Source organism: Tabrizicola sp. BL-A-41-H6, from assembly GCF_050632395.1.
GTDB lineage: Bacteria > Pseudomonadota > Alphaproteobacteria > Rhodobacterales > Rhodobacteraceae > JAUYQR01.
The window spans coordinates 2,097,386-2,121,632 of sequence record NZ_CP192600.1 but is presented as its reverse complement, the minus strand read 5'-3'; the positions used below and the strand labels follow the sequence as shown (position 1 = coordinate 2,121,632).

Sequence of the window (24,247 nt, the reverse complement as noted above, 5' to 3'; positions counted from 1 at the left end):
AACATTGTCTTCAATCACAATCGACAGCAGGCGGATGTTGCTGGCTTGGTCAAGGGCAGCAACGATCTGAGCAACAACGTTTCTCATCAGCGCCTCTCGCAGAAGCCGAAAGGCAACCAGTCTTTGCGCTTGGCGGCGAGGTTGGCGACGATCTCCGCCAGCCCGTCCCGCTTCTGCGTCGACACGTCCTCGCCGGGGGCCAGATCCTCGACCATCATCGTCAGCTGGACCTTGTTATAGCTGCGCAGGAAGGCAGCACTCGGGGTCCAGTATTTGCGGATGATGGCCGGATGCTGCGTGGCCGCCAGCGGGTGCCGCGTCGTCAGGCACGACAGGATCCGGTAGGCGAGGATCTCGCGCACGGTCTTGTCGCTCATGTCGCCAACCTCGTCGGGCGTGGCGTTGGCGGCGGCCTTCATCTTCTCCCATTGCGGGGTGAAGGTGACTTCCAGTTCCGGGTCGGGATGCTGCGCTGGCTCGGGATCGACCGAGAAGCCTACGGTGCGGCCGAGTTTTGCCGCCAGATGGGCGGTGAACAGGCGGATCACGTTGTCGGGCGTCTTCGACAGTTCCATGCGCAGGGTGTGCGCGCGGATGCGGTCGATGTAGAGGCGCAAGGTGTTGGTGATCTTGTCCTCCGGGGCGACAGGCTCGGGCGCCGGCGTCGGGGCGTCGGTCGGGCGCTCGAGGTAGCCCGCCTCATAGAGCGGCTCGAGATCCTTCGGCAGCACATGATCGACGACCTTGATCGGGTCGCGCTTGGTGCCGTTATAGTCGAAGACGGAGCCATCGTTCAGCTTCCAGGCCACGCCCAGGAGACGCTCGAGGTCTTCGGGGTAGGTCCAGATCGCCCGCGGTTCGAGTTCTTCCTTGCGGGCAACTGCTGCCTCAAGAGCGGCCACGGCGTCATGGTCAAATTCGCCGGTTTCTTCGTCCGGTTCTGCGGCCTGTTGCAGCTGGCGCATCCCCCACCAGTCAAGGCGGCGATACTCGGCTGCCTCGTCGTCGGTCAGGCCATAGACCCCGTTGTGCTTGCGCAGCTCGTAAAGGTTCTCGCCCTCGTCGAGTTCGCGCACGAAGGCGCGGCGGTCGCCGTAGAGGTCGGCCATCTGGTCGCGGGCCGCTTCGGTGGCGAGCTGCACTAGAATGTGAGGATCCAGCACCAAGGGGTTGTTGGTGAACAGATCCTGCTGCAACCGGCCGCCAGCCTCGCGATACTCGTCGTGCGTCACCAGCTGGGCGAAGCAATAGTCCGACCACGCCTTCACCATCTTGGACAGGTGGTTGCGCATGTCGCCGCTGTCAAAGCCAGGGTCGCGCTTGGCGCGCTCGAAAAACTCCGCCCGCGTCTCGGGGTATTCCTTGGCGAAGGTCAGGCCGATGCCCTGATCCACGCTGATCGCGCCCCTGAAAACGGCATCGAGCATGTCTTCCGGCAGGCCGAGGATCTCGCGGCGTTGCGCGACGTAGCGGGCAGAGCGACCCAGCCGGTCGCCCAGCTCGTGATCGGCCAGCCCGGCATAGGCGGGCATGGTGAACAGCCGCAGCTCGTCGGCCTCGTCCAGCGCAACGTGGCTGATCTGCTCGGCGTTGCCGGCATGAACCGCGTCCTCCTGCGTCATGACGATCACCGGCCAATCGGGCTGTTCGCTGTAGACGGTGGTTTCGGCAAGGTGCTGGATGGCGCGCACGCGGCGGCCGCCGGCGGTGACGTAGAAGTTCACGCCCTGCCAATAGCCGATCATCGGGGTGTAAAGCCCGTTGGCGGCGATGGAGATTGCCAGCTCTTGCAGCTGTTCTTCGTCGAGGGTTTCGGCGCTGCGCGGGTTTTCCGGGGCAACGCGCAGGAAGTCGGTGGCGACACGCTCGGTCGCCAGTTCGGGGGCAAGATCCTTCACGGGTCTTCTCCTATGAGAGAGGGCTTCGGGGTCAATTCCCAGCCCGTGACCATGCGGCCATAGCGGCTGGGGCGGCGATACCCGCTGTCGCGGATCTTGCCCTCGTGGCGCAGCTCGGAGACGCGCGGCCTCACCGAAATGAAGTCGATCTCGATGAGGTCCGCGATCTCGTCTGCGGTGAGCGGATGCCGCGCTCCTTCCAGGCACTCCAGAACGAGCGACCGGATGATGAAGCTGCGGCTGTCCTGTGCGACGGCGGCATCGCTGGACGGGCCTGCCGTCTTGTAGCCCGTGCCGTTCTCAAGCCGGGGCATGGGCGGGCCGGAGGATGCGGCGCAGGCGGTCGAGGGCGCGCTGTTCAGACGCGCCCAGGGGGGACAGAATGTCCACGGCATCGGCCAGCAGGGTCAGGTCCATCCCGGTGAGGATGAACCTGTCGCTGGTGCGGTTGTCCTTGCCGATTTCAAGGACGCCGGCGATGGTCTTGGTGGTCATGCCGCCTCCGGGGTGTCTTCTTTCGGCGGCGGCGGCGCCTTGTGAGCGAGCCAGAGCGGCGCCGACATGCCTCCACCGCGCTTGGGCATCAGGATGCCAAAGGCGTTCATCACCGAAGGGTCGGTGACAATGAAGGGATCGCCGGTTGCGCCGGAGCGCAGGACAAGGGTGTTGTCGCTTGCGAAAGACAGGAACGAGAAGGCCGTGCTGAAGGTGGCGATGTAGCGCGGATCGAAGGCGACATTCGCCGTGCAGGCTTGGAGGTCAAAGGTCTTCCACGGAACCACGCGGGTCCAGTCGGGGAAGGTGCCGTCGATCTCTTCGACAATCAGGGCGCCCTTCACCAAGCCGTCGCTTTCATACTGGTCGGCATGATCGAGGGCGACCGACATGATCTGCGCCATCATGGGCGTCGACGTGCGTTTCTCGGGAACCTCGACGATGAGGACGCGGTTTCCAATGTCTTTCGGCGTGACCTTCAGCTCTTTGGCTTTCCAGTTGAGGCTGACGATCATCGGGCGCTCGGGAACGATGGCGTATTGGTCATGCACCACGATCATGCGATGGCCGTCCGTGGCGACCAGCATCGCGCCCTTCTCGGGGTGCTTTTGCACCGACACGCCGGCGAGGTAGTAGCGCGTCTCGTCGGTGCTGATGCACTGAGCGGCGGCCAGGAGGCAGCTGGTGGAGAGGATCATGCGGCTCATCAGATCACCTCGGCGTCGTCGACGGCGGGCGCAGCGATGGCTTTGGCTTCTTGCTTGGCGATCACTTCTTTCAGCGCGCTCGTGACCTCTTCGCGCATCTGGTTCGCCTGCTCGATGGCAGCTTCGGCCAGCGCCGACATAGCCGCATCCATGACGCGGATGATGTGGCGGGGCTGCAAGGTCAGCGACTGCTCGCCAGACTTGCCCTTCACCTTGATCGTGGCGATGTAGGCGCCCTGCCAGTTTTTCGAGATATAGAAGCTCTCGAGGACGAGCGGGTTGGTTTCAACGGTGTCTTTCATGCTGCTGTCTCCTTGATGAAAGCGAAGTTGGGGGTGACGACCATGCCGGTGAGAACGGCACGGCCAGCGGCTATCGCGCGGTCGATGATCGAGGGGGGAACCGGGATCATGATGCGCCCGATGGGGTGTCTGGCGGTGAGCCAGAAGCGGTCGTGATGCCGGAAGCAGGTCCAGCCGGTGTCGAGGCGTTGCTGGAATCCTTCGTCGCTGGTCATGGGCATCTTGAAGATGGTTTGGGGCATGGCAGGCCCTCTTGGTCAGAGGGAAAACACGCCCGCCCAGGTGCCAATGATGGCGCAGGCGAGGATCCAGATAAGAGCGTTGCGCATTATGCGGCTTCCTGTTCTGTGAGGGGTTGCATGGCTTCAAGGCAGCTGATGGCCTTGGAAGCGGCGGCGGCGGCGGAGAAGACGGATCCGGGCTTGTCCTTGAGGAACCGGATCCACGACGCGACGTAGGCGGCGTTGTCTTCGCGGGGCTGGGTCATGAGGCCGAGGCGCTGGCCGAGCATGACCGAGCCAATCTCTGCAATCAGCTCTTCCTGGGCCCGTGCGGCGCGCTCCTTGTGGTAGTCGCGGAAGCACTCGCGGGCGAGGCGCTTGGCGGGGCCGGTCGCGTGGATCAGCTCATGCAGCAGCACCGAGTAGTAGAGATCCTCTGCGGGGACGCCGAGGCTTTCGCGGAACATGCCGATCGGGGGGATCGTGATGCTGTCGGTGGTGTCCTGATAGAAGGCGCTGCCCCCGTCGCGGATCTGGACGCCGGTGGCGGCAACGAAGCTGTCGATGCGCTGGTTGCGCACGCGCGGCTCATGGCAGGCCATGTCGAGGCCGGGGATCTCGATGCCGTCCACATCGGAGACGTGGAAGACATAGGAGATCTTGGCAAAGCGGCTCATGCGCTCGGCGCCATCGTCGTCCTTGACGTAGGTGCCGTAGTAAATGATCGGGATGCCTTTGGCCCCCTTCTTCACTGAACCGCCGAGCATCACGGCCTGCTTGAAGCTCATGAAGCGGGGGTCGGACTTGCCGCTCACCATCATCCACAGGCCGGTGGTGAGGACGTTCGACCCGGTGTAGGGACGGCGGCTGTAGAAGTTTTGGGCCGGGAGGGGGCTGGCCCAGCCCTTGATCCAGCGCAGGCCGTCGCGCTCCATCAGGGCGATGATCTGATCGGCAACGGTGCGCTCGAGCTGGTCGAGCGTGAGGCCCTTCTTGTCGGTCATGGCAGATTCTCCAAGGGGAAGAGGACGCTTCGCTTCTGAACGGCGTCGGTCAAGAGACGAGGCTTTATGCCGAGGCTGGCACGCGGATGCGGCGCTCGAACCAGGTGGTCCGGCGCGGGGTTTTGCGGGGCGGTGGGGGGCGGTTAAGGCGGGGGCCGAGGATAGCCTCATGCAGCACGCGCGCCTTGCGGGCGTCGGCCTCGGTCCCCCTTCACCTTGCGGCCGCTCGGTGATGGGATTGCTGCAACGCCGGGGGCAGAGGGGAGGCATACCCCCGGCGCGCAGACGCGGTGCTTACCTGCTCCGTGCAGCGGCCGCGTTCATGGCCCGCGACCGACGCATCAGGTCACGGGCGTTCTGGATCTTGCGACCAAGGGTCAGCAGGATCGAAAAGATCAGGCAGGCAATGGCGGCTGTCATGCCCCCGCCAAGGGTGCCGAAGAACACGGCAAACAGGACGATGTGCGCGATGGCATCAGCGAGCCAGTGAAAGCGCAGGATCGTGCCCCAGCGGATGAACCGCAGGACGAACAGAAGGCCGGATGCCACGGTCAGCACGGCGGCGAGAAAGACGATGGTGAGGCTCATGGGCGGAACTCCATGCCAGAGGAACGGGTGATGGCCCCCGGCGAACCGGAGGCCAGTTGCGTCAGGCGACGCGGGTTTCGGTGCCGTTCGTCTGCGGCTCGTAGTCGGGCGTGTCGGTCTTCACCGGCGCGATCCCGAGGCGGGCAAGGCGTTCGTTCATCGCCTCGCGCGTCTGCTGCTGCGGGTTGGCGCCCCGCTTCACGGGTGCCACCCATGCCTCGCCGGTGGCGGCGATGTGCATCGTTTTCAGGCTGGCCAGCCAGTCGCGCAGGATCGGCAGCTGGGCGTTCTCGATGCGATCAACGCGGTCGAGCGCGGCGTTGATGTTGTTGATCGAGATCTCGGTGCCGTCCGACTGCGCGACCAGCACACCGAGCTTGTGCTTTTCCTGCGCGCGGTAATCCTCGGCGCGGTCGATCTGGTAGAGCGCGTTGCCGATCATGTTGCCGAGGGCGACCCGCTGCTGCAAGCCAAGGGCGTTGTAGGTGCCGCGATAGCCGTCGACCGGATCGTAGAAGAACGCGGCGATCTGGGCGAGCGCCCCGTCGAGCGTGGTCGCCAGCTCGATCTGCTTGCGCACGCTGGCGAAGTCGTGCCGGATCAGCTCGAGCAGATCCTTGTCTTCCTTGCTCTCGGTGCCGATGCGGGCGGCGATGGCCGTCTCGAGGGACGACAGGGAGCTGATCGCTTCCGAGGCGTCGGCGCGGATCGCACGGTCATAGAGCTTCTCGGCTTCGAGGACGGCGCGGGATTTCGATGCGTTGGTCATGGGTCATTTCCTTCGGTTTGTGTTGAGATTGATCTTTTTTCGTGCCTCCCCCGCAGCTGGAGGGGGGTGGCTCTGTCAAGGCCGCGGAACGCGCCCGCTGAAGGCGGGTTGCCTTGACAGGGACGCCGCCCGTAGGCAGCGCCCATTTTCATTTTCTTCTTATTTTTCAACGCTTTCCGCTTTGCTCTTGCGTTTGAAGGCGAAGGGCATCCGCACCCGAGGCAGCTTCGGCAAGGCGAAGTCGGGGTTGACCGATACGGTGATCGGCAGCGTGACCTTCGGGAGCGAGATCACGGGGATGCGGAGGGTGATGGTCTTGGTCTTCATGTCGGTATCCTGTCAGTTGGGGTTGGGGATGGTGGGGGCTTGGCGCCCCCGGTTCAGAAGGGGATCTCGTCGTCGATGCCCGCAGAGCCGCGGATCATCGGGGCAAAGCCGTTGGGCAGGCCGTCGCCAAAGGTGTCGTCGCTGTCGAAGTGGTCGAGCAGCTCGATCTCTGGCTCGCAGTCTGCGTAAAGCTCGGCCAGCTCGTCGTCCGTGTAGGGACGGATCTGGTCGTAGATCTCCATCAGCATGTCTTCGATATGGGTCGTCATGTCGGTTGCTCCCGATGAAACACCACGATTCCCGTGGCTGGATGCCGGGTTCACGTCGCTAAATTCAGGACGGGTCAAGGACGCCGAAGGCGCGGCCAAAGCCGCAAGGTCGGCCTGTCTAATCTTGCTCTTGGGCAAGATTCGATGGGCCGGCCGCAGTCCTTGAGGCGGCCTGAATTTGGTGGCCTACCGGGGGTATCCTGCCCACGGGGGATCATGTGTGTGTGGAGTTTCAGAGGTGCCATTGCATTGCGCGCTGGCGCGTTTTGGGTTGCCGCCTGGGCGCGCACTCGCTGGATCTTTGAGGGTAGCCAATGCCTCTTTGGCAGGGATTATTAGTCGGTGACTGCCGCCTCCGAACAGACATGGAGCGGCGCGAGCCCGACCATGGGAGGGTCGCAGAGTGGAATGGCTGGGCGCAGGTCAGCATGAGCGCAACAGCGTTGCAGCCGCGATAGTCGATACTCACCGAATGGCCGAGACTGCCTCTTAGCAGGCTCGGGGCGAAGCCTGAGTAGCGACGGTGCCGCAGAAGGCGGCAATCGCCCAAGCCACCTGTCAGCAGGTTGTCAGTTGGATGCACCCTGTTGCAGAGAAACCCAATTGACAGGTCAACGCCAGAAGCGCGGAAACGATGGGGTTAGGGGGAGCCAGCGGCGCACAAGCTTCGACGCCCATGCGAACCGAGCAACAGGTGAGCTAAGCGGTGGAGGCACCGACGCGGCAACACCACGGGCCAATTCGCGCGTCCACCCTGCCCACTTGTGCTGATCGCAAAACAAGCGAACCAAAGCAGGGAACCACGACGAGGATCCCAGCATGTCCCTCGAAATCGCAGTCCAAGACCGCATCGAGCCAATCACAGTAGCCGATGGCAGGATCCTCGACGAGCGACAAACACTCGCCGTCCTGCTCCATGTCAGAGAAGGGCTCACAGGCGATAAACTCGCCAAAGCCGCAGGATACTCCAGCCAAGCCACAGTCATGGGCTTCCTGCGGTCCAATCTCGGAAGGATGGGGGTGCAGGTTGCAGCTCGGACAGTCCTTGCAGACGCGAGCGCGATCGGTGTCAGGGTCACAATCGAGCTGGCGCAGAAGGCCAAGTCGGAGAAGGTGAGGCTGGATGCAGCCATCGCCCTGATGGACAGGGCTGGGCTGGCACCGCAGCCGCAGGGGCAGAGCCAAGCCATTGGAAACAAAGGCGGGATCAGCATCAACATCGTGATGCCGGGCCAGACCGCAGAGGGTCAGGCACTGGATATAACGCCAGATCAAGGCTGATCTGTCAGGATTTAGAGAGCAACTCTGCCAGAGGGAGGGGGGCAGGGAAAAACAGAGGGGTTCGGCACAGGCGACCCCACCCACCCATACAAAATACCGGGTGAAACCTGCGGAGGATCCACCCACCCATACAAAATGCAGCGGGAAAGTCGCGAGGATCTCGCTGGAAGATCGAAGGGAGGATGAAGCTGATGAGGCGCTTTTTGCTTGGCACGACAGCAATAGCTGCGTTTTTGCCGAAGACCGGGCGGATGATGGTGGTTCGGGGGAATGATGGGGTGATCCGCGACCCGTTTGGTCAGAAATATCGGGGGTCGTGGTGAGGCTGCGGCGGATCAGGGTAGATTGGGACTGGTCCGCGAAACGCCCGACCCAAGCTCGAAGCGATCTGGATACGGACGCCATGATAAAACCTCAATGTGATGAAATCCAACGGCAAAATGGTCAGCCAGAATGAAGTTAAGAGGGTTCCAGCGCAACTACTCGTTGCATGACGCGGCAAAGCGATCATTATCGCTTTATCAGGAAGCGCAGCGAGGCGAGGACTGACTGATGACCCCCACGACGGATGCGCTCGACCAGATGGTCAATGTAAACTTCAAGATGACTGAGCGTAACAGACGCGCCTTCAAGGTCTGGTGCACGGAGAACGGGCTCACCCTCACGGAAGGCTTCCATTCCGGTGTGACGTTGCTGCGCGCAACGAGAGACCTGATGGGACAGGAGCCCGTCGAGACGCTCCTCGAACTGATGCAGTCTGCGTGGAGTTTCGTGATCGACAAAGAGCTTGATCTGCGGGTTGAGCGTCGTGAGGACGGAACCTGGACGGTCTGTGAAGGCGCTTCGCTTGTGACCCGCGACGGTCGACGCGTGCCCAAGCCGATGCCGCAAATGCGGGACGAAGTCTTCATTGCACGGACGCGGCTTTCACTCGCCGAGGCGATACGCGTGGCCCGGGCACGGGCGCGGGCCGAGGTGCGTGAATGAGCCCCCTGCCCCACGTGATCGAGCGAACGCGGGACCGGGTCCGGGACTACCGTGACCGTCGCGTTCGTCTCACGGAATCGGACACGATCCGGGTTCTGATCTTGCCCATCCTGGAGGCCCTCGGCTGGGACCTTCACGACGTGGAGGAAGTTCGCAGTGAGTATCGCCACGCCTCCGCCGACAACCCGGTCGACTACGCGCTGTTCTTGGGCGGCAGATCTGTGCTGTTCGTGGAGGCGAAAGCGCTTGACGTCAGCCTTGATGACCGCAAGCCCCTCCTCCAGACCCTGAATTACGCCAATGCCGCCGGGGTGGATTGGTGCGTCCTGACCAACGGAGCGGAATGGCGGATCTACAAGGTTCATGCCCAAGTGGCGGCAGAAGAGAAGCTATTTCTGACCGTCCGCATCGGCGAGCTAGACGCAGACTTTGCGATGCTGAGCGCGACCCTCTCGCTCCTATCGCGCGACCGGATCCGCGCCGGCGCGATTGACACTTTCTGGTCCGAATGGCGCATGGACCGGGAGGTGGAGAAAATCCTCGACACGATCACCGGAGACGAGGCTTTCGCGCGGCTGATCGCAAAACGATCCCAGACCATGAACGCCTTCGAGGTTCGCGCCTCGCTTCGTCGGTCTGGACTGCGAACCAACTTTCCGGGGATCGAGGCGTTCATTGCACGCCTTGACGGCCAGCCATTGGCGGCAGCACCTCCGCTTGTTGCAGCGATCGGCCCTGCCCCGGTCAACACAGTGGTACCGGCGATCGCAGGGATGGGGTCGCGCGCCCTTTTGATGAAAACCGCGGAGATGGTGGAGCGGCGGCTCTTGCCGATCGGCACCATCCTGACGATCAAGGACCGGTCAGACAGCGCCGCCAAGGTCGTGGACGGGAAGCGGGTCGAATATCAGGGCACGGTCATGAGCTTCAACGAATGGGGCTGCAAGGTGACCGGCTGGAGCACGATCCAGATCTACAAATGGGCGGTACTGCCCGACGGGCGCCTGCTAGAGGCTTTGCGAGAGGTGTCCGGGTGAGGCCCGCGCGCTACACGCTCTCTTTCACAGTTGGCGGCCTGTTCCTCTTCGAAGGGATCGAACTCGCACGTCTGCGCGCGGCTGGCGCCTCTTGGGAAGAGGTCCGACAAGATGCGCCCGCTGGGGTCTTCGTCGCCAAGGGCGGGGCCAGCTCCGTCAAGCGCATCCGTAACGAGGTGGTGGGCCGCCTTTCCCTCCTGAACGATGCCGAGATCGGCCACCTTGCCACCGGCGGGATGACCGACGCGCGTGCGCTCATGTGGGTTGCCGCTTGCCGGAAATACCGGATCCTGGCCGAGTTCGCCGATGAGGTTCTCGACGAGCGGCTCCGCACGTACCAGCCCGAGATCAGGGTGACAGATTTTGACGCCCTCCTTGATGTAAAAGCATTGAATGCGGAGGAGATCGCGCGACTCGCCCCGAGCACTCGGGCGCGCCTTCGCAGCGTGGCGTTCCGGATGCTGCGGGAAGCGGAACTGCTCGATGCTCAAAGCCGGGTCTGCGCTCTCCCTCTGAGCACGGTGCTGCGCGACCTTCTGGGTTTGGACCGTCGGTCCGGGCTCGATCTGATCCCGGGGGGGGGCTGAGATGGACCTGAGTTTTGTCGTGGATCAGGGGGCTATGGCCCGGGTCGGGCCCGAACTGCGCGCGCATTTGCGACGCTTGATCGGCAGCCCGCGCGTTCTGCGCACGACTGCGCCCGGCAACGAAATCCCGTTCTACCTCTGCCCCTTCGCCCCAGAGGACCAGGTCAAGATGGAGGAGGAATGCCGCCTTCTCATCGAGGACCTTGAGCGCGACGGGGTGCCGGTCCTCGAGATCAACCTCTACGACCTGATGATCGAACTCCTGCACACGGAGAGTGACTGGGACGCACTTGCTGCCTTCGAGCAGGAGGAGCCGAAGGAGGTCGTCCTGAAGGAGCTTCAGAGCATCCTGAACCTCAAGGAAGTCCTGATCCCGCGGATCAAGGAGCGGGTCGCTGAACGGCCTTTCCGGATCCTGTTCCTGACCGGGGTTGGCGAGGTCTTTCCGGTGATCCGGTCGCACCTGATCCTGAACAACCTCCAGAGCGTCCTGAAGGACGCCCCCACCGTCATCTTCTTTCCGGGCCGGTATTCGCACGGCTTCGCGAACGGCTCCTCCTTGCAGGTCCTCTGCCGACTGGAAGAAGACCATTATTACCGCGCCCATAACCTGTTGCATATGAGGGAGTTGTCATGACCATTCCGTTGAAGGACATCTTCCTCAAGGACATCAACCGCCATATCGACGGGGTCATCAAGGCCGATGACACCGAGAGTCTGACCGTCGAGCTGGACGAGTATGTCGTCACCAAGGAGGTAGCGAAACGGCTTCAAGCCTTCCTCGACGCCTACAACGGCGGCAAGAGCGGGAACGGGGTCTGGATCTCCGGGTTCTTCGGCTCGGGCAAGTCGCACCTGCTGAAGATGCTGGCCCTCCTGCTCGAGAACCGCGAGACTGGCGGGCGTACCCCCCTCTCGTTCTTCGAGGAGAAATTCTCGGGCGACCTCTTCATCCTCGAGGCTCTGCGCAAGGCCGCCCGCGTGCCCTCTCGGTCGGTCCTGTTCAATATCGACCAGCAAGCGAATGCGGTGGCGAAAGACCAGGCGGATGCGCTTCTGTCGGTCTTCGTGAGGGTCTTCGACGACATGCAAGGCTATTACGGGCAGATGCCGCATGTCGCCGATTTCGAGCGCCACCTCGACGAGGCGGGTCAACTCGAGGCCTTTCGGGCGGCGTTCCAGCGCATTTCCGGAAAGGACTGGGAATTGGGGCGGCGCTCCGCCGGCATGGCCGGCCGCGCGATCACGGATGCCTTCACCGAGGCGACCGGCAACCCGGTCCCATCCGGCAACATCCTCAAGGAATACCGGGAGGACCGCACACTTTCGATCGCGGATTTCGCGGATCGGGTCAGCGCCTATGTTGCCCGTCAGGAAAAATCCGCGCCGGGGTTCCGGCTCAACTTCTTCGTTGATGAAGTCGGCCAGTACATCGCGGACAACGTCCGACTAATGACGAACCTCCAGACCATCGCCGAGAGCCTGAACACCCGCTGCCGGGGCCGGGCGTGGATCGTGGTCACCGCCCAGCAGGAAATGGACACGATTATCGGACAGATGAACCACGCCGTCGGGAGTGACTTTTCCAAGATTATGGGCCGCTTCGACGTCAAGCTGCCACTGAACGCCGCAGATGTCGCGGAGGTGATACAGCGCCGTCTTCTCGAGAAGACCCCCACTGCGAAGGCGAGCCTCGGCGAACTATACGACGATCACGCAGAGAACCTGCGAACCTTGTTCAAGTTCACAGATGGCACCCAGACGATGCTTGGCTTCCGCGACCGGGATCATTTTGTCCGGTCTTACCCCTTCCACCCCTATCAGTATGAGCTTTTTCAAAAGGCGATCCGGACCCTGTCGGACCAGAACGCCTTCGAGGGACGCCATACCTCAACGGGCGAGCGCTCAATGCTGGGCGCCTTTCAGGAGGTGGGTCGAGCCATGATGGGCGAACCGCTCGGCGCGCTTGCCACCTTCGATCGGATGTACGCCGGCATCGAAGGTGTGGTGAAAACCAGCGCCAAGCACGCGATTATCACTGCAGAGCGCCAGATCGGCGAGCAGAACCCCTTCGCCGTCCGGGTCCTGAAGGCGCTCTTCCTCGTCAAATACGTGGACGAGTTCAAGCCGACCGCCCGGAACGTCGCAATCCTGATGCGGGACCGGCTCGATCTGGACCCGACCCGGCACAAGCGGGACGTGGAGGCAGCGCTCGCGCTTCTTGAGCAGGAGTCCTACGTCCAGCGGAACGGGGATCTCTACGAGTTCCTGACCGACGAAGAGAAGGACATTGAGCAGAAGATCAAGTTGATTGGGCTCGACGCGTCGGACGTCGCCCGGGAACTTAGCGACATGCTGTTCGGGGAGATTCTCAGCGGCCGGAAAGCAATCACGCACGATGCGTCCGGGCAGTCCTTTCCCTTCACCCAGCGCATCCACCACGCCCTGATCGGCCGTGAACACCCGCTCGCGATCAACCTGATCACGCCCTACATGGCGCCGTCCGAGCGGGGCGAGCAGACCTTGGCAACCCGCTCGATCACAAACAACGAGCTGTTGATCGTGCTCCGGGAAGAAAACTGGCTGGTGGACGAGCTGGCCACCTATCTCAAGACCAAGCGTTACCTGACCCGCGAGACCTCCACGGAACTTCGCGAGGGGGTGACTGCGATCCTGCGCTCCAAGGGCGCGAACAACGACGCGCGCCGCCGCCGACTGCTCTCTGCCCTTAGGGACAGGATCTCGGAGGCGGATCTTCTTGTGCGGGGCGAGAAACTCGATCTGCGCGCCGCCGATCCAAAGGGGCGGGTCGAGCAAGGGTTCCAAACCCTCGTGGACCGGGTCTTCACTTCGCTCGGCATGCTGCGTGGTGTCTCCTACAAGGATGCAGACCTCCCTCGGCACCTTGAGATGACCGATGACGGGCAGCTTACAGAGGGGGAAGCAGAAGTCCTCAACAAGATCGCGTCGAACCAGAAGAACGCACTCAGGAGCACCGCCAAGGGGCTTATCGATGCTTTCGAGAGGCCTGCATATGGCTGGCCCGAGGCGGCGACCCTGTGCATGATCGCGGCCCTGATCGGCCGGGGTCGGCTCGAGGCTTCCATTTCCGGAAACACGCTCGAAGGCGAAGACCTTCGCTCGGCCCTGCTCAACCCGACCTTGCGCCCGAACCTCAACCTCGAGCCTGTCGATGCGTTCGGTGCCTCGGATGTGCTGGCCCTCCGGCGTCTCTATCAGGATCTGTTCGGCCGCACGCCCATGTCCAGTGACGGCAAGGGGCTTGGCCGCGAGACCGGCGAGGCGATCGAGGAGATGGCCCGTTCTGTCGATGCGCATCTTGCGCGCGACAAGGATTACGCCTTCGTTTCGGCGCTTGCCCCGTTCCGCACAGCACTCGCAGAGCTGCGCGGCAAGCCGGCCAGCTGGTACGTTTCCCACCTGTCCGGCAAGGCCGGAGACGAGCTCGCCACGCAGAAAGAGGAGCTCTACGACCCGATCGACGCCTTCCTGCGCGGACCGCAGCGCGAAATCCTCGACGACGCCCGCCGTTTCCTGCTGTCAGAGGAGGCGAACCTCGACTTCGTGGAGGCGGCACTTGTTGATCGGATCAGGTCCGCTGTCACCGCCGAGGATGTGTACCGGGGCAACAAGGTGCAGGGTATCAAGACGGATCTGGACCGGCTGAAGTCCGACATCCGCGGTTTCGTCGCCAAGGAGCGGGAGGCGGCCGCCAAGGATTTGCGGATCCTGTCCGACGAACTCGTGGCCTCGCCAGAGTTCACCGAAGCCTCACCATCGGCTCAAGGAGAGGTGCAGAGCACCCTTGCGGCCCTTGAGGAACGTATCACGCTGGAGCGGCTCATCCCCTCGATCCGGACCCTCCTCAGCGGGTTCCGGCGCGATCGTTACCCGCAGTTGATCTCGCGTCTGATCCAGTCGAAGCCCCAGCCCGCGCCCGTCGACGGCTTCAACGATGTGTCGGGTGGGCCGATCATCACGCCCCCGAAGGTGGAGATCGTCCACCTGGCCGATCTGGGGGTCCACTTCGGCCGAACCCTGATCAGCACCGAGGCGGATGTCGAAGAGTATCTCATGACCATGCGCACGGCGATGCTGGGTGCGGTCCGGACCGGAAAAAGGATCACCCCCTAATGGACACGAACCGGCTCAAGACATTCGCGCAGCGAACGCGGATAGACCTGATGTCCCAAGTTGGACGAAAGCTCGACGCGGCCCTCGCCCTTGACAGCGCGGAACGACGCGAGGCGCCCGGTGCGATCCAAACGCTGGAGCACCGCATAGGTGAGATCGGCCGCCCGATGGTCATAGAGCAGGTGGCTTACACCTGGTTCAACCGGATCACGGCGCTGCGCTACATGGATGCGAGCGGCATCCTCGCCCCGATGTTGGTCAGCCCGGCGCTGGACCGCACCCGGCCGGAGATCCTCGACCAGGCGGTCGCCGGAGCGATCCCGGACTATGTTCGCCCCCCTATCGCGACGCGCATTGGCGATCTCTTGGAAGGGCGTGCCCCGTCGCGCGAGCCGCAGGTAGAGGCCTACCGCCTTCTTCTTGTCGCCGCCTGCAACGACCTGAGCCGGGTGATGCCGTTCCTGTTCGAGTCCATCGCGAATTATACCGAGCTGTTGATGCCGAACGAGCTTCTGGCCGCTGACGGCTGGGTCGCCCGGATGCGCGATGTGATGACAGAGGACGCCTGTCAGGACGTCGAGATCATAGGCTGGCTTTACCAGTTCTACATCTCGGAGAAGAAGGATCAGGTCTTCGCGGGCCTCAAGAAGAACCAGAAGATCACGGCCGAGAACATCCCGGCCGCGACGCAACTGTTCACGCCGCACTGGATCGTGCGCTACCTGGTCGAAAACTCGCTTGGGCGGCTGTGGCTCCTGAACCGGCCCGGCTCGCGGCTCGCGGAGCGGATGGAGTATTACATCGCCCCCGAGGAGCCGGAGACGGACTTCCTGCGCATTTCCGGGCCCCAGGAGATCCGGATCTGCGACCCGGCCTGCGGGTCCGGACACATGCTGACCTACGCCTTCGACCTGCTCTACGCGATCTACGAGGAGGAGGGGTTCCCGCCCGCCGAGATCCCGGACCTGATCCTCACCCACAACGTGACCGGTGTGGAGATCGACGACCGGGCCGGGGCGCTGGCGGCCTTCGCGCTGGCGATGAAGGCGGCGGCGAAGCTGGGGCGGCGGCGGTTCATGCGGATGGAGGTGAAGCCGGACGTCGTGGTGTTGAAGAACGTAGAGTTCACCGGGCAGGACCGGCTGGGCGAGTTCCTGCGGATGATCGGCCAGGGCGCGAACAGCGCTCTGGCCGACACACTGGCGCAGTTCGGGCAGGCGAAGAACTTCGGCTCGCTGATCGTTCCGAAGCTGAAGAATCCGGGTGACGTGCTGGAGGCGCTCCGGGCGACCGATCTGCGCGAGGATATCGTGTGGAAGGGGGTCTGGGAGCGGGTGGTGGCCGTGCTGCGCATGGCGGAAGCGCTGGCGCCCAGGTATCACGTGGTCGTGGCGAACCCGCCTTATATGGGCTCAAAGGGGATGAACGGTCCGCTGGGTGATTTCGCCAAAGCGAAGTACCCGGACAGCAAGTCAGACCTCTTCGCGATGTTCATGGAACGCACCCTCGCGATGACCCTGAAGCGCGGCATGATGGCGATGATCAACATGCAGTCGTGGATGTTTCTCTCTTCCTATGAAAAGCTGCGCGGTAAGCTTCTATCGAATGCGACCTTGCTGTCGATGGCACACTTGGGTGAGCGCGGATTCGATACAATTGGTGGCGCGGTAGTGTCTACCACGGCCTTTGTTTTTGGAAATGCAAGTCACCCAGTCCTACGGGGTGATTATGTACGACTAATCTATGGGGCATCAGAATCTGAAAAAGCGCTCCAGATGCGAGAAGCGATCAAAAATCGAGACTGCGGCTATTTGTTCAGAGCGCCTTCGGCAGATTTTGAAAAGATACCTGGCAGCCCAGTTGCCTATTGGCTGAGCCAAAGGATGATCGATTCATTTAAAAGCGGCAAGCTCGGCGCTCTTGCAGAAATCAAAGGTGGAATGTCCACATCGAACAACAATCGTTTTCTTCGAAATTGGAGCGAAGTCTCGCTAGAATCAATAGGGCACGTACTCTCAGAAGAGCAAGCGAAATTAAGCAGAAAAAAGTGGTTTCCCTACAACAAGGGTGGATCGTTGCGGAAGTGGTATGGCAACAAAGAATATGTCGTTAATTGGCTCAATGATGGTGCTGAAATAAAACATGCTGTAGTCAACAACCCCAGTGATCCAAATACCACTCATTGGTCACGCAGAATTTTTAACACTGAGTACTTCTTCAAGAACGGTTTGACTTGGGGTGACATCAATACGGACCTATTCAGTGCGCGCCTTTTAGATGCAGGCGCAATCTCTGATAGCGTAGGGATCGGTGCGTATAACTTCAAAGACACAGTGTCTCCACTTTGCGTCCTCGGCCTATTGAACTCCAAGGTTTTCGGCTTGATTGCCGAAGTCCTGTGCCCATCACTGCATTTCAACTCGGGGCCCATGTCGAACGTACCGGTGATCAGTGAATGTTTAAACAGATCTGAACTAATTAATTCTGTTATGAACGCGAAAGAGATTGGGCAGTCAGACTGGGACTCCTACGAAACTTCCTGGGACTTCACGACGCTCCCTCTCCTCTCCTTGGACCACCGGTCCGGCACGTTGGAGGAAACCTACGCCCGCCTCCGCGCCCATTGGGCCGGCATGACGGAGGAGATGCAGCGGCTGGAGGAGGAGAACAACCGGATCTTCATCGACGCCTACGGGCTTCAGGACGAGCTGACCCCGGGGGTCCCGATCGAGGAGATCACCCTCACCTGCAACCCGGCCTATCGGTACGGGGTGAAGGGGACCGAGGAGGAGCGCGAGGGACGGCTGCTTGCCGACACCATGAAAGAGCTGATCTCCTACGCGATCGGCTGCATGTTCGGCCGCTACAGCCTCGATGCACCTGGCTTGATCCTCGCCAACCAGGGCGAGACGGTCCAGACCTATCTGGACCGGATCCCGAACCCGAGTTTCGCCGCGGACCGGGACAACGTGATCCCGCTGTTCGAGGAGGACTGGTTCGCCGACGACGCCTATCAGCAGTTCCGTGAGTTCCTGTCGGTGACCTTCGGCGCGGACCGGCTGGTCGAGAACCTCGAGTTCATGCGTCAGGCTTTGGGCAAGGAGGTCCGGACCTATCTGGCGCGCGACTTCTACGCGGACCACGTCCAGCGCTACAAGAAACGCCCGATCTACTGGCTGGTCTCGAGCCCAAAGGGGGCGTTCCAGGCGCTGATCTACATGCACCGCTACACGCCCGACACGCTCAACATCGCGCTGAACGATTACGTCCGCGGCCTGCGGGACCGGCTGGAGGCGGGCCTGCGGTCAGCCAAGGCGCTGGAGATCAATCTGGAAGCCAGCCCCGCTGAGCGCAACCGGGCCAAGCGCGACATCGACCGGTTCACCAAGCAGATCGCCGAGGTAACCGAGTGGGAACGCGACACCCTTTATCCGCTGGTCATTGAACGCGTCCAGATCGATCTCGATGACGGTGTGAAGCGGAACTACCCGAAGTTCCCCGGGGTCCTGCGCCCGATCAAGGGGCTGGAGGACGAGGATGCGTGAGAAGATCCAGGCGGGGCTAGAGCGGAGCTTCCGCAAGCACAGGATCGTCTTTTGGCACGATCCGGAAACCCGGTTCCGCGAAGATTTCGAGGCGATCACCATCCAGGGCGTCACCAAGACCGAGGTGGCGAAGAACGAGTTCATGCTCAAGTACCGCCTGATCCGCGAGGCACCGCGCGACAACTTCCTTGTCTACCGCCCCGGGCCGATCCCGGCCGACACGGAAAACTGGCTCCTCGATCTCGAGATGGGCCAGGGCGTGTTCCTCGCGGACCGCGGCGCGCTCCTCCTGATGGAGCTCGGCCTGCCACCCCGGTTCTTGGACCTTGTCGAGACGCATTCGAAGTTCTTCGAGGCGAAGGCGCGTATAGACCGGCTGAAAACGATGATCGAGGAGACCGACAATGCGGCCCGAATCCGCCTGAAGATGATCGCGGTCTGCGCAGGCACCCCGCCCGCGCTCGACGCGGTGCTGGAGGCTCTCCTCGCTGAGCTCGCCCGCGACGAGGACAAGCTAATCGGGCTCATCACGCGGTCCGGGCTTGAGCCGCATCTTTGGGACGAGGCACGCAGCCTCTACGCCTATCAGGAGAAGACCCCCTCCGTCGGCGGGCTGGCCCAGGCCCTCTTCTGGGGCACCTACATGATGGAGCTCGATGAGCCGTCGCCGCTCACGCAGGAGGCGCTGGTACTGATGGGCCGGTGGCGCCACGACACCCGCCACAAGGAGGCGTTTCAGCTCCTCTCGGACCGCTATGCCGATGCCCTCGCTATAGCCTCCGATCTTCCCGGTCGCCCTCTCGGCCGGCTGGTCCCGATGACCCAGTTCGAAGCGATCGACCAGCAGGTCCTGCGCGCCTTGATCAAGGGTGTGCTCGATCGGGACATTGCGCCTGAGCAGGTTGATGAGGCGGTCCGGGAGCGCCGCAATAGTCTTTGGTGGCCCGTCTACGCCGATCTCTATGAGGCGGTCCGCTTCGCGTCCGACATACAACGGCGCGTCGTGGACGTGCCGATACCAACAATGACGATGGGGACAGGCTTCGACGCCTATTCAACCGGCTGGTTCCAGATTGACCAACTCTACCGGAAGTTCGTTCTACACGCGGGGCGGACCTTACACAGAGATCTTGTTGCCGGTCTGGCCGAGCGGGTTGAGAACCTCTACTCGAACGGGTTCCTTATGCCCCTGAACGACGCCTGGCAGCGCGCGATCGACGCGGATCCAAGCTGGAAAATCGACCAGGTGGTCGGCCAACGCCGCTTCTACGAGCGGCATGTCGCCCCGATCCGGACCAAGGGCGCGAAGGTGATCGTGATCATCTCCGACGCCCTCCGCTTCGAGATCGGCGAGGAGCTCCTGCGCCGGATCCGGGCCGTGGACCGGTTCGAGGCCCGGCTCGAGCCGATGCTAGGAAGCCTGCCAAGCTACACCCAGCTAGGCATGGCGGCGCTCCTCCCCAACCGGGACCTGCGGATCGTCCCGGAGGGATCCGGGGTACTGGTCGACGGGGAAAGCGCCACAGGGACAGAAAACCGCGGCAAGATCCTCGCCCGTCGGACGGATGCTGGCACGACCATTGCCGTTCAGGCGGAGGCGGTCTCCCGGATGGACAAGGACGCTATGCGCGCCCTGATCCGGGACAATGAAGTGGTCTATATCTACCACAACCTGATCGACGCTACCGGCGACAAGACCGCCAGCGAGGGCCAGGTCTTCGAGGCGGCGGAGCGCGCGATTCAGGATCTCGAACAGCTGATCCGCAGGCTCGCGGGCAACAACGCCAGCAACCTCATCGTCACTGCGGATCATGGCTTCATCTACCAGAACCGCCCGATCCACGAGGGGGACTACAGTCCCGCCGAAGTCCGGGGCCAGAAGATCACCCACCGGGACCGCCGCTTCGTGCTCGGGGCTGGGCTCGAAGAAACGGCGGGACTGACCCGCTTCACCTCCAAGGCCGCCGGGCTGGAGGGCGAGACGGAGATCCTGATCCCCCGCTCGATCGGCCGGCTGCGCCTGTCCGGGTCCGGCTCGCGTTTCGTGCACGGCGGCGCGGCCCTTCAGGAGGTCGTTATCCCCGTTCTTCTGATCAACAAGCGGCGCACCAGCGACGTGGAGCCTGTGGAGGTGGAGCCAATCCTGTCTGCGACCCGGCTGATTACGACCGGCCAGCACCCGGTCCGGCTCTACCAGACCCTGGCGGTGACGGAAAAGCGCCACCCGATCCGGCTCCGGATCGGGCTCTACGCACCCGATGGAACGGTCCTATCCAATCTGGAGGAGCGGGAGTTCGCAGAGACCTCCGAAGACCCGCGGCGGCGCGAGATGACCATCAAGTTGATCCTCGCCAAGGCGGCGGAGGGCTATAATGACCGGGACATCCGGCTCGTTTTGACCAGGATCGGGGACGGGCCGGAGCGGCCCTACCGGACCGAGACGTTCCGTCTGAAGCGCTCCTTCGGCGGCGAGTTCGACATTTGAAGGGGGACGCGATGAGCACGCTGGACGACAAGATCAACGAGACCTTTGCGGGGCTGGTCGTGCGCAAGGACCTTGTGAAGGAGGTGCGCGGCAACGCCATCGTCCCCTCCTATGTGCTCGAGTTCCTGCTCGGCCAGTATTGCGCCACGAATGACGAGGATGCGATCCGGTCCGGGATCGAGACGGTGAAGGAGATCCTTCACCGGCATTACGTGCACCGGAACGAGGCGGGGTTGATCCGGTCGAACATCCGGGAAAAGGGGCGCTGGAAGGTGATCGACAAGGTGTCGGTCGCGCTGAACGACAAGACGGACGCCTACGAGGCCAGCTTCGCCAATCTCGGGATCAAGAAGGTCCTGGTGGACAGCGACACGGTCAAGAAGAACCAGAAGATGCTCGTCTCCGGGGTCTGGTCGATCGCGGACGTGGAGTACGAGCACAAGGAGGAGGCGAACGCGGTCCCCTGGGTCCTCGGGAACCTGAAAGCGATCCAGATGTCGAGCTTCGATTTCGACGCCTATCTGGCGGCCCGGGCGGAGTTCACCACGGAGGAGTGGATCGACCTCCTGATCCAGACGATCGGGTTCAACCCGGAGGCGTTCGGGCGGCGCAGCAAGCTGCTCCAACTCCTACGGCTCATTCCTTTCGTGGAGCGGAACTACAACCTGATCGAGCTCGGCCCCAAGGGGACCGGCAAGTCGCACATCTTCTCCGAGTTCTCCCCGCACGGGATCCTGATCTCCGGGGGCGAAGTGACGGTCCCCAAGCTCTTCGTCAGCAATTCCAGTGGCAAGATCGGCCTTGTCGGCTACTGGGACACGATCGCCTTCGACGAGTTCGCCGGCCGGCAGAAGAAGGTCGACAAGGCGCTCGTCGACATCATGAAAAACTACCTGGCGAACAAATCCTTCTCGCGCGGGGTGGAGACGCTCGGGGCGGAAGCGTCGATGGCGTTCATCGGGAACACCAAGCATTCCGTCGCCTACATGCTCAAGCACACGGACCTCTTCGAGGAGCTGCCGGAGAAGTATTACGACAGTGCATTCATCGACCGGCTGCACACCTACCTGCCCGGCTGGGAGATAGACGTGATCCGGGGCGAGATGTTCGCGACTGGATACGGGTTCATCGTGGACTACCTGGCGGAGGTGCTGCGCCACCTGCGCGGCCAGGACCGGTCCTCGGACTACCGGGACCTGTTCACGCTGAACCCGACCATCTCGACCCGGGACCGGGACGGGGTGCAAAAGACCTTCTCGGGTCTGATGAAGCTCCTGTTCCCGGGCGGCGGCGCCACCCCGGAGGAGATCCGGGAGCTCCTCACCCTCGCGATGGAGGGGCGCAAGCGGGTCAAGGACCAGCTGATGCGGCTCGACAGCACCTATCCTGAGGTCGCCTTCACCTTCACCGACAAGGCGGGCCGTGAGATCCGGGTGCAGACGCTCGAGGAGCGGGAACACCCGCTTTGGTATCACCGCCGGAACGTGGAGGAGACCGGTGAACAGGGGCGTGAAACAATCATCGAGCCGGACGCAGAGCGGGTGCCGCCTGCGCAGACTCCGTTCCAGACGCCCGCACCAACCGCAGCCCCCTCCATTACCCCGGCCGCAGCAAAGGGGCCCTCCCCCGGCCACGTCACCTTCATGGAGAACCAGAAAGGTGTCAGCTTCGACGCGCTCTTCGGCCCCTGGCTCGACGGAGCATCCGAGATCACGCTCACGGACCCCTACATTCGAGTTTACCATCAGATGCGCAACCTGATGGAGCTTCTCGAGGTGATCGCCATACGCAAGCCGGACGGCGAGGATGTCCGGTTCCGGCTCCTCACCGCCCCGGACCCCGAAGATCTGGCGCGCCAGACGGGCTATCTCGAACAGATCCGGGACGGAATTGCGCCGATTGGAGTGGAGTTCGGATGGGCATTCGACGGGACGAACTCGATCCACGCTCGGCACCTCGTCACCGACACCGGTTGGAAGATCCTGCTCGACCGGGGGCTCGACCTGTTCCAGCGGGCGGATCTCAACGGAGGCTTCAGCCCGGCGAACCGACACCAGCGGTTCCGGCAGGTGAAGGCGTTCGAGGTGACCTATCTGCGGGACGGGGACAAATGACTGAAGGCGCTAGGACAGATGATTTGGTTACTCAGAACACGACTGGCTTCAGGAAATAAAGATGGGTAATCGAATCTTCATCCCAGCGTGCGCCTTCTGGACCGCCTTTTCGCCTGTGCCGTCTTTTGCCGCCGAGATACGTATTTCTTCCGACGCGGAATGCAGGGTCGACATTGAGGGGCAGATTGAGTTTGGCGATTTCGAAAAGCTGACGGCTCTCAAGGATCGCCTGGTAATCAATAATGGAGAATCGACCAGCGGATCCCTTATCTGCCTGAACAGCCCGGGCGGGAGCCTGGTCGAAGGGCTCAAGATGGCCCGTTTCATTCTTGATGAGGGGATCGGGACACGGATCCGCAACGGAAAGGAATGTCAGTCGGTCTGTGCGATCATGTTCATGATGGGGAACGCCCGCGGCGACGAGGTCGCCTTTCTCGACCGGAGAATGGATGCGGGCTCGACGCTCGGCTTCCATCGCCCCTACCTTTCGATCAGCGAGGCCCGTGAGTTCAGCTCCGGCGATGTCGAGGCTGCCTACGACGTGGGGATCGAGTCCATTTATGACCTTATGGCACTCGCGAACACGCCGACCCCTTGGCATGATAGCCGAATGATCGAGCCAGATTTGATGGAAATGATGGCTGGGACCCCTGGGACGGATATGTATTTCATCCGGACCGTCGAACAGGCGACCCGTTGGCAGATCGGAGTGGACGGTTTGCCTGCGTTTGCTCAGTTGGCACAACCGCACGTCATGTACGCTTGCGAGAGTGCGCTAAACTCCGGCTACTCTCTTACCAGCGTCCGAAATGGCGACGGCCTGATGACTGAGGACATTTTTGATCTCTTGCCTGCCAACGACTGGTCGGTGGAAAATGCGACACGGGGGGTCAGAATGAATCCCTTGAATGGCAGATACGCGACGACAAGCCCTCGCGCAGGATATTCGAGCATCGGCTGTGAGGTTGTTCTATCGGATGGGGCTATCGAAGTCTGCGGATATGACGAGAGCTCAGACACCAGGATTGGAGACTGCATCACGGAGGGAGGTTTGCGTTATTTTGAACGCGTCAGTTCTCAGCACCCAGTTTCCGATCTCAAGGCATTGATGTTCGTCGGTGATGCGCCGCCTGACGCGATTGCGTTCCGGCAATGTCGGGTGTTCGATGCTTCTGGTACCTCGATCGATGACGAAGTCTGCTTGCATAGTGTCGTTCTGAGCGGAGGGGAGCCTCTCAAGGTCAAGCACCTGCTCGAATGGCAAAGCGGGGCGCGGACGGTGATTGAGATCGACGCAAAGGCCCAGGGGAGATCTGCCGGGGTTTCCGTTAATGGGCAACCCGGGGAGCTGATCTCTATGGACAAACTGGGCAGCTGCGCAAAGAACCTCACTACTGGGAACTGGGTCTGCAGCGCCAAGCTCGCACCATAGGAAGCGAACCTGTGCCTAGTGCTTCCGTCCAAACCCGAGAAAAG

22 protein-coding genes are annotated in these 24,247 nt (G+C 62.3%); 11 read left to right on the top strand and 11 right to left on the bottom strand.

Annotated features, from left to right (window positions below; translation table 11 throughout):
* Positions 1-86 precede the first annotated feature (86 nt).
* The 11 genes from ACROUL_RS10385 to ACROUL_RS10335 form a co-directional block, all read right to left on the bottom strand.
* Positions 87-1,898: a ParB/RepB/Spo0J family partition protein gene (locus ACROUL_RS10385; RefSeq protein ID WP_431299419.1), complete on the bottom strand. Its 1,812-nt coding sequence runs from the start codon at positions 1,896-1,898 to the stop codon at positions 87-89.
* On the bottom strand, positions 1,895-2,212 hold the full coding sequence (locus tag ACROUL_RS10380) for a hypothetical protein (RefSeq protein WP_431299418.1): 318 nt from the start codon (positions 2,210-2,212) through the stop codon (positions 1,895-1,897). The genes ACROUL_RS10385 and ACROUL_RS10380 overlap by 4 nt, the downstream gene beginning before the upstream one ends.
* Positions 2,199-2,393, bottom strand: coding sequence for a hypothetical protein (locus tag ACROUL_RS10375; protein WP_431299417.1), 195 nt, complete (start codon positions 2,391-2,393; stop codon positions 2,199-2,201). The genes ACROUL_RS10380 and ACROUL_RS10375 overlap by 14 nt, the downstream gene beginning before the upstream one ends.
* On the bottom strand, positions 2,390-3,100 hold the full coding sequence (locus ACROUL_RS10370) for a hypothetical protein (protein WP_431299416.1): 711 nt from the start codon (positions 3,098-3,100) through the stop codon (positions 2,390-2,392). Before ACROUL_RS10370 ends, ACROUL_RS10375 begins: the two co-directional genes overlap by 4 nt.
* The gene (locus ACROUL_RS10365; protein WP_431299415.1) at positions 3,100-3,402 is read right to left on the bottom strand and encodes a hypothetical protein; all 303 of its coding nucleotides are present in this window, start codon (positions 3,400-3,402) and stop codon (positions 3,100-3,102) included. The genes ACROUL_RS10370 and ACROUL_RS10365 overlap by 1 nt, the downstream gene beginning before the upstream one ends.
* Complete coding sequence (locus ACROUL_RS10360) at positions 3,399-3,644, bottom strand: hypothetical protein (protein ID WP_431299414.1); 246 nt, start codon at positions 3,642-3,644, stop codon at positions 3,399-3,401. The genes ACROUL_RS10365 and ACROUL_RS10360 overlap by 4 nt, the downstream gene beginning before the upstream one ends.
* A gap of 86 nt (positions 3,645-3,730) precedes the next feature.
* Positions 3,731-4,627, bottom strand: coding sequence for an ArdC family protein (locus tag ACROUL_RS10355; protein ID WP_431299413.1), 897 nt, complete (start codon positions 4,625-4,627; stop codon positions 3,731-3,733).
* A gap of 294 nt (positions 4,628-4,921) precedes the next feature.
* The gene (locus ACROUL_RS10350; RefSeq protein WP_431299412.1) at positions 4,922-5,215 is read right to left on the bottom strand and encodes a hypothetical protein; all 294 of its coding nucleotides are present in this window, start codon (positions 5,213-5,215) and stop codon (positions 4,922-4,924) included.
* Positions 5,216-5,276: 61 nt separating this feature from the next.
* On the bottom strand, positions 5,277-5,984 hold the full coding sequence (locus tag ACROUL_RS10345) for a hypothetical protein (protein WP_431299411.1): 708 nt from the start codon (positions 5,982-5,984) through the stop codon (positions 5,277-5,279).
* Between the two features lie 159 nt (positions 5,985-6,143).
* Positions 6,144-6,311 (bottom strand): hypothetical protein, encoded by a 168-nt coding sequence (locus ACROUL_RS10340; protein ID WP_431299410.1) that lies wholly within the window; start codon positions 6,309-6,311, stop codon positions 6,144-6,146.
* A gap of 53 nt (positions 6,312-6,364) precedes the next feature.
* Entirely contained in the window at positions 6,365-6,580 is a 216-nt protein-coding gene (locus ACROUL_RS10335) for a hypothetical protein (protein ID WP_431299409.1), read from the bottom strand.
* 819 nt (positions 6,581-7,399) lie between these two features.
* On the opposite strand from ACROUL_RS10335, the gene ACROUL_RS10330 reads away from it, so the two are divergent.
* From ACROUL_RS10330 to ACROUL_RS10280, 11 genes are all read left to right on the top strand, one after another.
* Positions 7,400-7,861, top strand: coding sequence for a hypothetical protein (locus ACROUL_RS10330; RefSeq protein WP_431299408.1), 462 nt, complete (start codon positions 7,400-7,402; stop codon positions 7,859-7,861).
* Positions 7,862-8,052: 191 nt separating this feature from the next.
* A complete protein-coding gene (locus ACROUL_RS10325) occupies positions 8,053-8,184 on the top strand; it encodes a hypothetical protein (RefSeq protein WP_431299407.1) in 132 nt (43 codons plus the stop codon).
* Positions 8,185-8,413: 229 nt separating this feature from the next.
* The gene (locus tag ACROUL_RS10320; protein WP_431299406.1) at positions 8,414-8,848 is read left to right on the top strand and encodes a hypothetical protein; all 435 of its coding nucleotides are present in this window, start codon (positions 8,414-8,416) and stop codon (positions 8,846-8,848) included.
* A 101-nt stretch (positions 8,849-8,949) separates the two neighbouring features.
* A complete protein-coding gene (locus ACROUL_RS10315; RefSeq protein ID WP_431299405.1) occupies positions 8,950-9,885 on the top strand; it encodes a hypothetical protein in 936 nt (311 codons plus the stop codon).
* A complete protein-coding gene (locus ACROUL_RS10310; RefSeq protein ID WP_431299404.1) occupies positions 9,882-10,472 on the top strand; it encodes a DUF1819 family protein in 591 nt (196 codons plus the stop codon). The genes ACROUL_RS10315 and ACROUL_RS10310 overlap by 4 nt, the downstream gene beginning before the upstream one ends.
* A 1-nt stretch (position 10,473) precedes the next feature.
* A complete protein-coding gene (locus tag ACROUL_RS10305; protein ID WP_431299403.1) occupies positions 10,474-11,109 on the top strand; it encodes a DUF1788 domain-containing protein in 636 nt (211 codons plus the stop codon).
* Positions 11,106-14,627 carry a BREX system P-loop protein BrxC gene (brxC, locus tag ACROUL_RS10300; protein WP_431299402.1) on the top strand — a complete coding sequence of 1,174 codons (3,522 nt, stop codon included), beginning with the start codon at positions 11,106-11,108 and terminating at the stop codon, positions 14,625-14,627. Before ACROUL_RS10305 ends, brxC begins: the two co-directional genes overlap by 4 nt.
* Entirely contained in the window at positions 14,627-18,172 is a 3,546-nt protein-coding gene (pglX, locus tag ACROUL_RS10295) for a BREX-1 system adenine-specific DNA-methyltransferase PglX (protein ID WP_431299401.1), read from the top strand. The genes brxC and pglX overlap by 1 nt, the downstream gene beginning before the upstream one ends.
* Positions 18,165-20,657, top strand: a complete 2,493-nt coding sequence (gene pglZ, locus ACROUL_RS10290) for a BREX-1 system phosphatase PglZ type A (protein ID WP_431299400.1) — start codon at positions 18,165-18,167, stop codon at positions 20,655-20,657. The genes pglX and pglZ overlap by 8 nt, the downstream gene beginning before the upstream one ends.
* A gap of 11 nt (positions 20,658-20,668) precedes the next feature.
* Positions 20,669-22,771 carry a BREX system Lon protease-like protein BrxL gene (gene brxL / locus ACROUL_RS10285; protein WP_431299399.1) on the top strand — a complete coding sequence of 701 codons (2,103 nt, stop codon included), beginning with the start codon at positions 20,669-20,671 and terminating at the stop codon, positions 22,769-22,771.
* 61 nt (positions 22,772-22,832) lie between these two features.
* Positions 22,833-24,203, top strand: a complete 1,371-nt coding sequence (locus ACROUL_RS10280; protein WP_431299398.1) for a hypothetical protein — start codon at positions 22,833-22,835, stop codon at positions 24,201-24,203.
* The last annotated feature ends 44 nt before the right edge of the window (positions 24,204-24,247 follow it).

What these genes read in the sequence shown, in the direction of transcription:
- ACROUL_RS10380 (WP_431299418.1), bottom strand. Translation starts at nt 2,212, where the DNA reads ATGCCCCGGCTTGAGAACGGCACGGGCTACAAGACGGCAGGCCCGTCC.
- ACROUL_RS10375 (WP_431299417.1), bottom strand. Translation starts at nt 2,393, where the DNA reads ATGACCACCAAGACCATCGCCGGCGTCCTTGAAATCGGCAAGGACAAC.
- ACROUL_RS10370 (WP_431299416.1), bottom strand. Translation starts at nt 3,100, where the DNA reads ATGAGCCGCATGATCCTCTCCACCAGCTGCCTCCTGGCCGCCGCTCAG.
- ACROUL_RS10365 (WP_431299415.1), bottom strand. Translation starts at nt 3,402, where the DNA reads ATGAAAGACACCGTTGAAACCAACCCGCTCGTCCTCGAGAGCTTCTAT.
- ACROUL_RS10360 (WP_431299414.1), bottom strand. Translation starts at nt 3,644, where the DNA reads ATGCCCCAAACCATCTTCAAGATGCCCATGACCAGCGACGAAGGATTC.
- ACROUL_RS10355 (WP_431299413.1), bottom strand. Translation starts at nt 4,627, where the DNA reads ATGACCGACAAGAAGGGCCTCACGCTCGACCAGCTCGAGCGCACCGTT.
- ACROUL_RS10350 (WP_431299412.1), bottom strand. Translation starts at nt 5,215, where the DNA reads ATGAGCCTCACCATCGTCTTTCTCGCCGCCGTGCTGACCGTGGCATCC.
- ACROUL_RS10345 (WP_431299411.1), bottom strand. Translation starts at nt 5,984, where the DNA reads ATGACCAACGCATCGAAATCCCGCGCCGTCCTCGAAGCCGAGAAGCTC.
- ACROUL_RS10340 (WP_431299410.1), bottom strand. Translation starts at nt 6,311, where the DNA reads ATGAAGACCAAGACCATCACCCTCCGCATCCCCGTGATCTCGCTCCCG.
- ACROUL_RS10335 (WP_431299409.1), bottom strand. Translation starts at nt 6,580, where the DNA reads ATGACGACCCATATCGAAGACATGCTGATGGAGATCTACGACCAGATC.
- ACROUL_RS10330 (WP_431299408.1), top strand. Translation starts at nt 7,400, where the DNA reads ATGTCCCTCGAAATCGCAGTCCAAGACCGCATCGAGCCAATCACAGTA.
- ACROUL_RS10325 (WP_431299407.1), top strand. Translation starts at nt 8,053, where the DNA reads ATGAGGCGCTTTTTGCTTGGCACGACAGCAATAGCTGCGTTTTTGCCG.
- ACROUL_RS10320 (WP_431299406.1), top strand. Translation starts at nt 8,414, where the DNA reads ATGACCCCCACGACGGATGCGCTCGACCAGATGGTCAATGTAAACTTC.
- ACROUL_RS10305 (WP_431299403.1), top strand. Translation starts at nt 10,474, where the DNA reads ATGGACCTGAGTTTTGTCGTGGATCAGGGGGCTATGGCCCGGGTCGGG.
- brxC (WP_431299402.1), top strand. Translation starts at nt 11,106, where the DNA reads ATGACCATTCCGTTGAAGGACATCTTCCTCAAGGACATCAACCGCCAT.
- pglX (WP_431299401.1), top strand. Translation starts at nt 14,627, where the DNA reads ATGGACACGAACCGGCTCAAGACATTCGCGCAGCGAACGCGGATAGAC.
- pglZ (WP_431299400.1), top strand. Translation starts at nt 18,165, where the DNA reads ATGCGTGAGAAGATCCAGGCGGGGCTAGAGCGGAGCTTCCGCAAGCAC.
- brxL (WP_431299399.1), top strand. Translation starts at nt 20,669, where the DNA reads ATGAGCACGCTGGACGACAAGATCAACGAGACCTTTGCGGGGCTGGTC.
- ACROUL_RS10280 (WP_431299398.1), top strand. Translation starts at nt 22,833, where the DNA reads ATGGGTAATCGAATCTTCATCCCAGCGTGCGCCTTCTGGACCGCCTTT.